The organism is Caballeronia terrestris, from assembly GCF_001544515.1.
GTDB classification, from domain to species: domain Bacteria; phylum Pseudomonadota; class Gammaproteobacteria; order Burkholderiales; family Burkholderiaceae; genus Caballeronia; species Caballeronia terrestris.
Window position 1 is genome coordinate 64,949 of the sequence record NZ_FCOL02000019.1, and the last position, 12,406, is coordinate 77,354.

Genomic DNA, 12,406 nt, shown 5'->3' on the forward strand with positions numbered 1-12,406 from the left:
ATGAACCGACGCCAGTTCCTGTCCACGAGCGGCGCGTTGCTTTGCCTGCCGGGCTTCGCTGCGGCGGTGTCGCTTGGCGCGCCGAAGACGCTGATTCTCGTTGAACTGAAGGGCGGCAACGACGGCCTCAACACGGTCATCCCGTTCGCCGATCCAGCCTACCGCGCGCTACGTCCGACGATCGGCATCGCGCGCGAGAACGTGTTGCAGCTCGACGAGCGCACCGGGCTTCATCCCGCGACCGCGCCTCTCATGCCGCTCTGGCGCGACGGCCAACTGGCGGTGGTGCAGGGCGTCGGCTATGCGCAGCCTAACTTGTCGCACTTCCGGTCTATGGAGATCTGGGACACCGCGTCGCGCTCCGATCAATATCTGCGCGATGGCTGGCTCGCCCGTGCACTCGGCCGCGCGCGCAACGCCGATGCGGTCGCGATCGGTAGCGTCGAAGCGGGGCCGTTTGCGAGCGCATCGGCGTTGCGATTTGTCGATGGCTCGGCGACCAAGACTTCGGGCGTGTTCGGCGCTTCGATCAGCCACCTCGTGAACGATCCCATACGACGCGAACTCACCGTTCTGCGCCTCACGCTCAACGGCTTCGATACGCATCAGAACCAGCCGGTGCGGCACGCGGCGTTGCTGGCGGCGCTATCGGAGGGAATCGCGTCGATGCGTCGCGCGCTGACTGAACTCGGACGCTGGAACGAGACGCTTGTCGTGACTTATTCGGAGTTCGGCCGCCGCGCCCGCGAGAACCAGTCGGGCGGCACGGAGCACGGCACCGCGGCGCCGCTTTTCGTGGCCGGCGGTCGCGTGCGCGGCGGCCTGTACGGCGCGTCGCCGACACTCAAGCGCCTCGACGGCAACGGCAATCTCCCGATCGCCGTCGATTTCCGGCAGATCTACGCGACGGTCCTCGGATCGTGGCTCGGTCTCGATGCCGCGTCGATCCTGCAGCAGCGCTTCGAGCCTTTGCCGCTCATCAACGCGTACGCCACGTGATCCACAGCTTGCGAATCGGCGTAAGCGCGATGCGCTGATGCAGCACCTGAAAACCCTCGCGCTCGATCTCGTCGAGCGATGCGAGCGCCAGCGCCGCTTGCGCGCGCAAGAGCCGCTGGCCGGCGCGCTCGGCGGGCGGAATCGCGGCGAGGGCATCGTTCAGCGCCTTCCGCGCCCGTTCGACCTGAAATCGCATCAGCGCGGTGAACTCATCGCTGTATTTGCGGTTGATCAGATCGGCGGCAGTGACCTTGAAGCGCTGCAATTCGTCGATCGGGATATAGATGCGACCGTGGCGCGCGTCGTCGCCGAGTTCCAGCAGGCGCTCCGCCAGCATCAGCGCCGAGCCGAGCGGCGCGGCCCACGCCGCGGCTGGATCAGGCGCACGCGCCGTGATGCGCGCCACCGCGACGCCAAACGCGCCGCCCGTTTGATCGAGATAGCGCCGCAGGCCCGGCCAGTCGAGATAGCGCGCCTGATCGAGGTCCATACCGAAACCGTCGACGAGCGTATCCAGCGATGCACGCAGCGGTTCATCGAGCGCGGTTTTGTTGGCGTTGGCCAAAGCCTTCGTCACCGGATGCGACGGCTCGCCGTTGAAAAGACTCGCCAGTTCCTTCTGCCACCACGCGTGTTTCGTGCGTCCGATAGTCGGATCGCTCGTCTCCTTGACGGTCTCTTCCAGTTCACGGCGTAACGCGTAAAGCGCGGTCAGAAGCGGCTGGCTCGCGACCGGCGCGCGGCGCAGCGCGTAGTAAGTGCTGGAGCCATCGGGGGCGGCCTTTTGCTGGCAGTAGTCGTCGAAATTCACGGGAGTCGGCGTGGGCGGGTCTTGTGGATCGTAGTGAAACTGCCGCATAAGTAAAAAAAGCCATTGAACGTCAATGGCTTTTTTCTGCTGCATCTACAACGTGCGGTGGTGGTGCGAGGAAGGGGACTCGAACCCCTACACCATTGCTGGCGTCAGGACCTAAACCTGGTGCGTCTACCAATTTCGCCATCCTCGCGCCTGATCCGCTTCGTCAGGGCTCGCGCAGGCGCTCTAAAACACTCTTCGATGCTGCATGCGCCCGCCGCACTGAGCCCAAGATTCTAACCGATTCGAAAACCGATGTCTCCATCCTGAAAGTCGTGACGATCGGCCATGCTGCCTATCACTTTTGCACGATTGCGCCACGCTTGCGACCTCCCTACAATTCCCGTCTCGATATTCGTGGACGACACGCGCCTCATGACCCGCACATCGCGCAATCGCATCGTTGCATGGCTCGGCATCGCCGCCATGTGGCTTGCCATTGTCGCGCCGGTCGTGAGCCAGACGATCGCGGCGCGCGTCGCCGCCGGTGATACGAAGATCCTCTGTTCGGTCGATTCGCTCGAATCGGTCGAAGCGCATCATCACCTCGAAGCGCAGGCTGATTTGTCGCACCACGCGTCCGCCGCCGGTCACTTCGAAGCCTGTTCCTACTGCGGCCTGCTCGCGCATAACCTGCCGCTCTTGCCGGGCGTTTCACCGGCCGTGGCGCGCGTCGAACGTGTCGTGCGCGTCGCGCAGGTCGAGCGCGTTTCGGCGGTCTACGCCAAGTCCTTCAATGCCGCGCATTCGCGCGCGCCTCCCGTCGTTTCCTGAAGCCCGTCATTCGTCTCGACCGTTTGCCGAAACGCATGCTTGATCGCGTTGATTAGGCATCGCCGCGTCCGGCCGGTCACGCGTTCACATCTTCGGGATTCTTCGATGCTCGACTTATTCAAGCGAGCGCGGCAGCCGTCCGGCTGCCGCGCCGCCGTGCGTTCACGCACATACCTACCGATCGCGTGGCTACCGCTTTCGCTGATGACGCAAGCGGCCTACGCCATTCCCGAGACGCCTACTGTCCAAGAGGACACAAGCGGCGCCGCATCGCTCGCACCAGTCGTCGTGACAGCACAAGCGTCGCGCCCCACGCTCGACCCGAACCTCCCCGCGAGCGTTGCAACGGTCACCGCCGACCAGTTCGAGAACTGGAACGTCGTCACGCCCGAAGACGTGCTCAAATACGCGCCGAACATGGCGGTGCGCAAGCGCTTCATCGGCGACCTGAACTCGACGATCGCCGTGCGCGGCACGAGCAACTCGCAGACGGCGCGCGGCCTCGTCTACGCCGACGGCCTGCTCCTCAGCAACTTCCTCGGCAACACCTTCACCTTCGCGCCGCGCTGGTCGATGGTTTTCGCCGACGCCATCGACAAAGTCGACGTCGTCTACGGCCCGTATTCCGCGCTGTATCCGGGCAACTCGATCGGCGCGACCGTCGCGATCACGACGCGCATGCCCACGCACTTCGAGGCCGACGCGAAAGTGCAGGGTTTCACGCAGCATTTCGACCTGTTCGGCGTGAATCGCAGCTTCAACGGCACGAACACGACGGCGACGATTGGCGACAAGATTGGCAACCTGTCGTATCTGATCGGCGTCGATCATCTGGAAAACACGAGCCAGCCGCTGCAATTCGGGACGTTCCCCCAATCGACGACGCCCGCCAAAGCCACCGACCGGCCCGTCACCGGCGCGTACTTCTATAACGACCAGACGAACGCGCGAACGGCTGTGCTCGGCGTGTCGAACGAGGGCATCCTGCGCACGTTCCAGGACCAGTTCCGGCTGAAGCTTGCCTACGACATCACGCCGACGCTGCAAGCGGGCTTCACGCTCGGCTACTGGCACCAGAAGTACAACAGCGACACGCAGACCTTCCTGCGCGACGCGGCCGGCAACCCGGTGTATAGCGGGCTCGTGAACATCGGCGGATTCGAATACAACGTGCCGGCGGCGACTTTCGCGCCGAGCCAGGGATCGAGCGAAAATTTCCTCTACGGGCTGTCGCTTCGCACGCGCAACGAGACCGGCTGGAACGCGGAAGCCATCGCGTCGTACTTCGACATCACGCAGAGCATCGCGCGCACCGCCAGCACCGGCGTGCCGGGCGACGGTCCGGGCACGATCACTTACGGCGACGGCGCGGGCTGGAAATCGCTCGACCTGCGCACGACCTGGACCCCGCCGACCGCCGACGCGGGGCTCGCCGCGCACTGGCTGTCGTTCGGCTACCACTACGACAACTATTTCCTCGACAACGAGACCTACACGACGAACGCCTGGCGCGACGGCGGCAACGCGGCGTTCGCGAACGCGTTCGGCGGACGGACGCAGGCACAGGCCGCCTACGCGCAGGACTCGTGGCGCTTTTCACCGCGCTGGCGCTTCACGTACGGCGTGCGCTACGAGAACTGGAACGCGTACGACGGCACGCGTTCTCTCGGCTCGACGTCGGTCGGCTACGGCGACGCGAGCGAGAGCCACTGGTCGCCGAAAGCGTCGCTATCGTTCGATGTCACGCCGAACCTGCTGTTGCGCGCATCGATCGGGCGGGCGTACCGCTTTCCGACCGTCGGCGAACTGTTTCAGGGGCAGATTACGGGTACCTCGATCGTCAACAACAATCCGAACCTGAAGCCCGAAAACGATCTGTCGAAGGAACTCACGGCCGAGTGGCAGCACGGCAACGGCGTGTATCGCTTCACGCTGTTCCAGGACGACGTGAAGAACACGATCTTCAGCCAGACCAACACGACCGTCATCCCGAACGTCACGAACTTCCAGAATATCGACAAGGTGCGCTCGCGCGGCTTCGAGACGGCGTACGAAGGCCAGGACGTGCTGTTGCGCGGGCTCGACCTCGCAGCGAGCGTCGCGTACACGCAGTCCAAGATTCTCGCGAACAGCAGCAATCCGGCATCGGTGGGGAAGTATTTCTACCGCATTCCGCTATGGCGGGCGAACGTCGTCGCGACCTACCGCGCGACGGAGAAGGCGGCCATGACGCTCGCCGCGCGCTATTCGGGCCGCCAGTACAACACGCTCACCAACATCGATACCAATCCGAACACGTACGGCGGCACGAGTACGTACGCGGTCATGGACGCGAAGTTCACGTACCGGCCGACGAAAAAGAGCGAAATCGGCATCGGTGTCGACAATCTCTTCGACCATCGCTACTACGTGTTCCACCCGTATGCGGGCCGGACGTTCTATCTGGAAGGGCGCATCGGCATCTGAGGCCGATCGTATCCAACTCATCGGGAACATCAAAACATGGACGCATCCGTCATCAATCAAGCCGCGTCGGTCGGTGAATCGGCCAGCCACCATCGCACGCTCTGGCGCTGGCACTTTTACGCGGGCCTTTTCGTGATGCCGCTTCTGATCGTGCTCGCGATCACCGGCACGCTTTATTGCTTTCAGCCGCAGATCGAGCCGCTGATTTATCGCGACCGGATGGTCGTCGAGCCGCAGGCCGCGCCGCGTCTGAGCGCGCAGATACTGCTCGCGAAAGCCGCCGCGAGCGAGCCGCGCGATGCCGTGCCGACCACGGCGCAGATCAGCACCGATCCGCGGCGCAGCAGCGAATTCGTGTTCCGCTTGCCGTCGGGCGAAAGCGAGAGCGTGTTCGTCGATCCGTACTCGGGCGCGGTGCTCGGGACGCTCAGCGTAGAGCACCGGCTGATGAAGCAGATCCGTGAGTTGCATCGCGGGTTGATGCTCGGCAAGACCGGCGAACTCGTGATGGAGCTCGCGGGCTGCTGGACGCTCGTGATGATTGGCACGGGCATCGCGCTCTGGTGGCCGAAGGCGAAGCAGAAGGGCGGCGTGTGGGCGCCACGTATCGCGCTGCGCGGACGGGCGTGGTGGCGCGATCTGCATGCCGTCGGCGGGACCTGGCTCGCGATCGGCGCGGTGTTTTTCGTGCTGAGCGGATTGCCCTGGTCGGGTTCGTGGGGCAAACAGTTCAAGGCGCTCGCGACGTCGGCACAGCTCGGTTATCCGAAAGGCGCGTGGGGCGATGCGCACGTGCATTCGGCGAAGCCCTCCGCCGGGGAACACGCGATGCACGGCATGAAAATGGACGACTTGCCGCTGCAGCAGACGCCTTGGGCGGTCGGCTTGACAACCGTGCCCGGCGCGGCCGCCCACGATGGGCAAGCGGCGCGCATTCCGCTCGACGCGGTGATTGCGCTCGCGGCATCGCAAGGCGTGACCGACGGCTACAGCATCGCGCTCCCAAAGACGGCGGAGGGCGTGTACACGGTGTCCTATTTTCCCGCCGATCCGAAAGCCGAGCGCACGCTTCACATCGATCAATACAGCGGCAAGCTCCTGACCGACATCGCCTACGACGACTACGGCCGCGTCGCGCAGTGGATTTCGTACGGGACGTCGCTGCACATGGGGCGCTACTTCGGGCTCGCGAACCAGATCGTTTGCGCGGCGATCTCGCTCGGGCTCGCGGCGATGGCGTTCACCGGCTTTGTCATGTGGTGGAAGCGCCGGCCGCAGCGGGCGCTCGGCGCGCCGGCGCGTCCCGCGCGGCGCGCGCCGATGCGGGCTTGGCGCAGCGGGCTCGCGATGCTCGGCGTCATATTCCCGCTGATGGGACTGACAATGCTGATCGTGTGGGTATCTGACCGGATGGTTTTCGGGAGGTCGACGCGGGCTTGAGGGGGAACGCTAATCGCGGGGCTTTGTTCGCTGGCCGCGTCCTCGCGCCGCTGATCGCGACTTCGGGCTTGTTCTAGCCCTGCCCGAATTGAGATACGGCTTCGTTCGTAGGCCGTGCCACGCCTCGCGACCTCTGCCGCGCTCTGTCGCGATGCGCCTGCCAGACGCGCGAGCCGCTCGGCTTATCTGGAGAGCCGCGGGTTCGCTTGCGGATCGCAGCTTTGACGTGCGGTAGCGCGCCTTGATTTACGGCTACGGCTTTGTTCACGAACGGCATTTGCTGATCGCGGATCGCGCCTTCGAGCGTCCCTACCGCGATGCTACGTTGAGCCGCATAAGTGCCCGTTCTCCTCAGCGCGCCGGTTTCCACCTCGCGTCCGTTTTCCAGTGCGCCCCACTGCGACCCGAGCTTCATGTACGCAGGCCGCTCGCCTCATTGGCGAGCTACGTTTCCACTGCGTATCGTGTCTTCAAGCGGGCCCAGCCGCGATCCAAACTTCAGCCCCGCCGGCTGCTCGGCCTATTGAGCGAGCAACGGTGTCGAATTCCGAATCGCGACTTTCAGCGCCTCCTACCGCGATCCAAACTTTAACCGCGTCAGTTGCTCCGCTTCGTTCTCAAGCAACGTTCCAGCGTCCCGAATCGCGACTTCCAGCGTGATGGGGCCGGGCGCCGGCGAGAAGCACCCGCTGAAGAACTCTGACAGCCGCTGCAGCGCCTTCGGATCGATCCCGCCCGACAGCAGCGACGCCTCGACGCCCGCCGCCCGCGCGTGTTTGCACGCGATGAACGGCGCCTTGCCGTGCAGCGTCTGCACGTCCGAGCGCCCCTCGCCCGTGATCAGCCAGCTCGCGCCCTCCAGCGCCGCATCGAGCCCGATTTTCCGCGCGACGACCTCCGCGCCCGGCTCGAAGCTCGCGCCGAGCATATGCAGCGCGAAGCCCAGACCGCCCGCCGCGCCCGCGCCCGCGTTGTCGCGCGCGGTGCGTCCGAGCGCCGGTTCGAGCACGTCGGCGAAACGGGCGAGAGCGGCGTCGATTTCCTTGACCTGCTCAGGCGCGACGCCTTTCTGCGGCCCGAAGACCGCGGTCGCGCCGTGCTCGCCGTTGAGCGGATTATCGACGTCCGACATCCCGATGAACTCGGCGTCCTTCACACGCGGATCGAGCCCCGAAACGTCGATGCGCGCAACCCGCGACAGCGCCGACGGAACTGGCTCCAGCTCGTTGCCGCCCGCGTCGAAGAGCTTGAGCCCGAGGCCAACGAGCAGCCCTGCGCCGCCATCGTTCGTGCTGCTGCCGCCGAGCGCGACGTAAAAGCGCCGCGCGCCGAGATCGAGCAGCGCGCGGATCGCCTCGCCCATGCCCCGCGTGTCGCGCTCGGTGACGGGCACGGCCATGCCGTCCGGGTCGGTGATGCCGACGACTTCCGCCGTCTCGATAATCGCGCTGCCGTCGCCGAGCAGGCCCGTGGCCGCTTCGCGCCGCGCGCTCGCCGCGCCGCGCACGTTGAGCATGCGGCGCTCGCCGCCGGCCGCGAGCATCGCGTCGAGCGTGCCTTCGCCGCCGTCGGCCATCGGGCAGATGCGCACGGCCGCGTCGGCGCGGGCCCGCCGCACGCCGGTCGCGATGGCGTTCGCCACTTGTTCGGCGCTGAGCGAGCCTTTGAAGGAATCGGGAGCGATGACGACGATAGGGGCGGACATGGCGTTTGACATGGTGTCTCGTGTATTGGAATGGATTGAATTCGCGCGCCCGGTGCCCATCTATGCACTCGATGCATGCCGGAGATGCCTTCTGGCTATGCGTGAGAGGGAATTCCGAGACCCGCGCCGGCAAGCTTAGCAGCGTGTCGCGCCACGCAAAATAGCCTGGCCCCGATAGCCGGCATTGTGCGCGACGTTTTGCGTCTCAGAAACGCGGAATAACGCGAAATCGGGGCAAAAAAACGCTAAATCGCGCGCCCGGCGGCTGAATCGCGTGGGCGTATCAAATTGTTTGCTAAAATGTCGGGCTCTGTTGACTCGCGAACGCGTCAGCGGCGGCCCGGACACCGAAGAACACGGCGCGCAAGCGCTCCCGGTGCGGGCGTCGGAGGCGGCGCGCTGCGAGGCCGCCACAGACCCAGACATCCGAACCGAATACTCGAATCTACTCGAATTACTTAGGACGATAGAAGCCATGGCTAACGTTGAAAATCTCGGCAAGCTCGAACGCCGCGTGACCATTTCCCTGCCGAAGGACACCGTGCAGAAGGAAGTGGATTCGCGTATCCGCCAGTTGGCGAAGAACGTGCGCATGCCGGGTTTCCGCCCGGGCAAGGTGCCGCTCAAGATGGTCACGCAACAGTATCAGGGCCAGGTCGAAGCCGAAGTGCTGAGCGACAAGGTCGGCAAGGAATTCTTCGACGTCACGCGCGCCGAGAACCTGCGCGTCGCGGGCCAGCCGAGCTTCGCGCCGAAGGGCGAAGAAGCCCCGGCCGACGCCTATGCGTTCGACGCCACTTTCGAGGTGTACCCGGAAGTGAAGCTGGGCGACGTCGCGACGGCTGAAATCGAGCGCACGGTCACGAGCATCTCGGAAGCCGAAATCGACCGCACGCTCGAAATCCTGCGCAAGCAGCGCGTGCATTACCACGCACGCGGCGAAAGCGGCGAGCACGGCGACGGCGGCGAAGACACGGCAGCGAAGGACACCGACCGCGTGACGATGGATTTCGTCGGCAAAATCGATGGTGAAGTGTTCCAGGGCGGCAGCGCCGAAGACTTCTCGTTCGTGTTGGGCGAAGGCCGCATGTTGCCGGAATTCGAAGCAGCGGCGCTGGGCCTGAAGGTCGGCGACTCGCGTGAATTCGACCTCAAGTTCCCGGATGACTATCACGGCAAGGACGTGGCCGGCAAGACGGCACAATTCACGATCACGATGAAGAAGATCGAGTGGCCGCACCTGCCGGAAATCGACGGTGAATTTGCGAAGTCGCTCGGCATCGCCGACGGCGACATCTCGAAGATGCGCGCTGAAATCAAGGACAACCTCGAACGCGAAGCGAAGCGCCGCACGCAGCAGATCGTGAAGAACCAGGTGATGGACGCACTGCTCAAGATCTCGGAACTCGACGTGCCGAAGGCGCTGATCGAGCAGGATCAGGAACGCCTCGTCGAAATGGCGCGCCAGGACTTGCAGCAACGTGGCGTACCGAACGCAGCCGATGCGCCGATCCCCGCGGAAATGTTTGCCGAGCAGGCCGAGCGCCGCGTGAAGCTGGGCCTGGTTCTTGCCGAGCTGGTCAAGTCGAACGAGTTGCAGGCAAAACCTGAACAGATCCGCGCGGAAGTCGACGAATTCGCGAAAAGCTACGAAGACCCGAAGGAAGTCGTCCGCTGGTATTATTCGAACCAGCAGCGCCTTTCCGAAATGGAAGCGTACGTCGTCGAAGCCAACGTCGTCGACTTCGTGCTCGGCAAGGCCAAGGTGACCGACAAGGAAGTCAGCTTCGAAGAACTGGCGAGCGCAACGGCGCAAGCCTGAAGCAGCGTCCAAGAGGCGTGCGGGTCGTCGGCGTGACGACCCGCACGCCTTTTTTGCATTAAAGTTTGTGCGGGCGGATGCCGTTCTAATGTTGAATGTTCCAAAGTCGTTCAGTATCCCTATTCCGAACAAGGAAATTGCATGACCTTTCGCGCTCAATTGCTCGACACGTTAGCTTCAAATGCGCCGCGGGATTTTGAACCCCAGGCGCTCGGCCTCGTTCCGATGGTCGTGGAAACGAGTGGCCGCGGCGAACGTGCCTATGACATCTATTCGCGCCTGTTGAAGGAGCGCGTGGTGTTTCTCGTCGGCGAAGTGAACGACCAGACGGCGAATCTCGTCGTCGCGCAGTTGCTGTTCCTGGAAAGCGAGAATCCCGACAAGGACATCAGCCTGTACATCAACAGCCCGGGCGGTTCGGTCTCCGCCGGCATGGCGATCTACGACACGATGCAATTCGTGAAGCCCGACGTCGCCACGCTGTGCATGGGACTTGCTGCAAGCATGGGCGCGTTCCTGCTGGCTGCGGGCGCGAAGGGCAAACGTGTGGCGCTGCCGAACGCGCGCGTGATGATTCACCAGCCGCTCGGCGGCGCACGCGGGCAGGCATCGGACATCGAGATTCAGGCGCGCGAAATCCTGTACCTGAAGGAACGCCTGAACCAGTTGCTGTCGCATCACACGGGTCAGCCGGTCGAACGCATTGCGCGCGACACCGACCGCGACAACTTCATGTCCGGCGACGACGCCCAAGCGTACGGTCTCGTCGACCAGGTTCTTCACAAGCGTCCCTGATCGAGTGACGCAGCGCCGGCTTTCCTGAACGGAGGCCGGCCCGCCCTGAGAGCGCCTGCGGCAGCACGCCGAAGACCTTTCATTCGACGCGCAGGCCGTTTCTGCGTGGGAAGATCGAAGGGCGTATTATGTAATCGAGTGTCCGGAGGCTTACACATCTATGGCGGACAAAAAAGGTTCAAACAGCGAGAAGCTGTTGTATTGCTCGTTTTGCGGCAAGAGCCAGCATGAGGTCAAGAAACTCATTGCCGGCCCGTCGGTGTTCATCTGTGATGAATGTATCGATTTGTGCAACGAGATCATTCGCGACGAAGCAGCCGGCGCGGCGGAAGAAGCGGGGCTGACCAAGTCCGACCTGCCGAGCCCGCAGGAAATCAGCGATATTCTCAATCAGTACGTGATCGGCCAGGAACGCGCGAAGAAAATTCTCGCGGTGGCCGTGTACAACCATTACAAACGTCTCAAGCACCTCGACAAGAAAGACGAGATCGAGCTGTCGAAGAGCAACATTCTCTTGATCGGACCCACGGGTTCGGGCAAGACGCTGCTCGCGCAGACGCTTGCGCGCATGCTGAACGTCCCGTTCGTCATCGCCGATGCGACGACGCTGACGGAAGCCGGCTACGTTGGCGAAGACGTCGAGAACATCATTCAGAAGCTGCTGCAGAACTGCAACTATGAAGTCGACAAGGCGCAGCGCGGCATCGTCTATATCGACGAAATCGACAAGATCAGTCGCAAGTCGGATAACCCGTCCATCACGCGCGACGTGTCGGGCGAGGGCGTCCAGCAGGCACTGCTGAAGCTGATCGAAGGCACGATGGCGTCGGTGCCGCCGCAGGGTGGCCGCAAGCATCCGAATCAGGATTTCATCCAGGTCGATACGACCAACATCCTCTTCGTCTGCGGCGGCGCGTTCGACGGCCTCGAAAAAGTCATCACCGACCGCACGGAAAAGACCGGCATCGGCTTCGGCGCGAGCGTGAAGAGCAAGCTGGAGCGCGACGCGGGCGAAGTGCTGCGCGACGTCGAACCGGAAGACCTGATCAAGTTCGGTTTGATTCCCGAGTTGATCGGCCGTCTGCCGGTCGTGGCGACGCTCGGCAAGCTCGACGAAACCGCGCTGGTGAAGATCCTGATCGAGCCGAAGAACGCGCTCGTAAAGCAGTATCACAAGCTCTTCAACATGGAGCGCGTCGAGCTGGAAATCCGCCCGGCGGCGCTGCAGGCCATCGCGCAGAAGGCGATTCGCCGCAAGACCGGCGCGCGCGGCCTGCGCTCGATTCTGGAGCAGGCGTTGCTCGACGTGATGTACGAATTGCCGACGATGAAGGGCGTGAGCAAGGTCATCGTCGACGACAACACGATCGACGGCGACGGCAAGCCGCTTCTCATCTACGAAGACGCGCCGAAGGTAGCGGGCTCGAACTGATTTGGGCTGTGTGTCGGCGAAAGGCCGTTCATGGCAACGTGAACGGCTTTTTGTTTATTTTTCGGATATCTTGTGAACGTTACTGACGCGATTTTTTCGAACTGAACTTTTCCCACA

General features: G+C 63.6%; 9 protein-coding genes and 1 tRNA gene. 7 read left to right on the top strand and 3 right to left on the bottom strand.

Going from position 1 to position 12,406, the window contains the following annotated elements; translation table 11 throughout:
- Nucleotides 1–999, top strand: a complete 999-nt coding sequence (locus tag AWB67_RS17535; protein ID WP_087657523.1) for a DUF1501 domain-containing protein — start codon at nt 1–3, stop codon at nt 997–999.
- On the opposite strand, the gene AWB67_RS17540 is transcribed toward AWB67_RS17535, so the two are convergent.
- Together AWB67_RS17540 and AWB67_RS17545 are read right to left on the bottom strand one after the other, a co-directional pair.
- Nucleotides 980–1,810, bottom strand: a complete 831-nt coding sequence (locus tag AWB67_RS17540; RefSeq protein WP_087657573.1) for a squalene/phytoene synthase family protein — start codon at nt 1,808–1,810, stop codon at nt 980–982. The two genes, AWB67_RS17535 and AWB67_RS17540, sit on opposite strands and share 20 nt — an antisense overlap.
- A gap of 109 nt (nt 1,811–1,919) precedes the next feature.
- Nucleotides 1,920–2,006, bottom strand: a tRNA-Leu gene (locus tag AWB67_RS17545).
- A 224-nt stretch (nt 2,007–2,230) separates the two neighbouring features.
- On the opposite strand from AWB67_RS17545, the gene AWB67_RS17550 reads away from it, so the two are divergent.
- The 3 genes from AWB67_RS17550 to AWB67_RS17560 all read left to right on the top strand — a co-directional run bounded on the left by AWB67_RS17550 (nt 2,231) and on the right by AWB67_RS17560 (nt 6,535).
- On the top strand, nt 2,231–2,629 hold the full coding sequence (locus AWB67_RS17550) for a DUF2946 domain-containing protein (RefSeq protein WP_087657574.1): 399 nt from the start codon (nt 2,231–2,233) through the stop codon (nt 2,627–2,629).
- A gap of 105 nt (nt 2,630–2,734) precedes the next feature.
- The gene (locus tag AWB67_RS17555) at nt 2,735–5,095 is read left to right on the top strand and encodes a TonB-dependent receptor (protein ID WP_125477613.1); all 2,361 of its coding nucleotides are present in this window, start codon (nt 2,735–2,737) and stop codon (nt 5,093–5,095) included.
- Between the two features lie 36 nt (nt 5,096–5,131).
- Nucleotides 5,132–6,535, top strand: a complete 1,404-nt coding sequence (locus AWB67_RS17560) for a PepSY-associated TM helix domain-containing protein (RefSeq protein WP_087657524.1) — start codon at nt 5,132–5,134, stop codon at nt 6,533–6,535.
- A gap of 571 nt (nt 6,536–7,106) precedes the next feature.
- Here the strand turns inward: AWB67_RS17560 and AWB67_RS17570 are convergent.
- A complete protein-coding gene (locus AWB67_RS17570) occupies nt 7,107–8,252 on the bottom strand; it encodes a glycerate kinase (RefSeq protein ID WP_087657526.1) in 1,146 nt (381 codons plus the stop codon).
- A 463-nt stretch (nt 8,253–8,715) separates the two neighbouring features.
- Between AWB67_RS17570 and tig the strand changes: the two genes are divergently transcribed.
- The 3 genes from tig (at nt 8,716) to clpX (ending at nt 12,289) form a co-directional block, all read left to right on the top strand.
- Nucleotides 8,716–10,062 (top strand): trigger factor, encoded by a 1,347-nt coding sequence (tig, locus tag AWB67_RS17575; protein ID WP_087657527.1) that lies wholly within the window; start codon nt 8,716–8,718, stop codon nt 10,060–10,062.
- Between the two features lie 141 nt (nt 10,063–10,203).
- Nucleotides 10,204–10,857, top strand: coding sequence for an ATP-dependent Clp endopeptidase proteolytic subunit ClpP (clpP, locus tag AWB67_RS17580; RefSeq protein ID WP_087657528.1), 654 nt, complete (start codon nt 10,204–10,206; stop codon nt 10,855–10,857).
- Nucleotides 10,858–11,017: 160 nt separating this feature from the next.
- Nucleotides 11,018–12,289, top strand: coding sequence for an ATP-dependent Clp protease ATP-binding subunit ClpX (gene clpX, locus AWB67_RS17585; protein WP_087657529.1), 1,272 nt, complete (start codon nt 11,018–11,020; stop codon nt 12,287–12,289).
- Nucleotides 12,290–12,406 lie beyond the last annotated feature (117 nt).